At 49.3% G+C, this 414-nt stretch carries 1 protein-coding gene; it reads left to right on the forward strand.

Translation table 11 applies throughout. From position 1 onward, the window contains the following. A partial coding sequence (locus tag D7Y13_RS46575) for a hypothetical protein (RefSeq protein ID WP_208734707.1) occupies positions 1-414 on the forward strand: 414 nt, incomplete at both ends.

Consider the following 414-nt stretch of genomic DNA (forward strand, 5'->3'; position numbering starts at 1 on the left):
AGTTTATTGATAATGACGAAGTTGTCGTTTTCGATATTATGTCGCCTCCCGACCCTCTGACCCGGGCAGAGTTGCGTCGGAAAATCATTATCGTGGCTAAGAAGCAGGTTCATAATCTGGATCGCATCCAAGCCATGTTCGACACGAAGTATCCTGCTTGGAAAGACCGGAAGGTTCTGCTTGTTGACGACGAGGCCGACATGGCAAGTGTCCGTTTAACCAAGAAGAAAGGTGATACAGAATTCGACCAAGGTTCTATAGCCAATCAGATGGACAACTTGCGCCGTACTGTTCCTCGCATCTCCTTCCTCCAGGTCACAGCGACTCCTTACGCTTTGTATCTGCAACCGGAGAGTTATGAGGCTGGGAACAACGCGAAAGAGGTATTCTATCCAAAACGCCCCGCTTTCACCG

The organism is Corallococcus praedator, assembly GCF_003612125.1.
Classification (GTDB): domain Bacteria; phylum Myxococcota; class Myxococcia; order Myxococcales; family Myxococcaceae; genus Corallococcus; species Corallococcus praedator.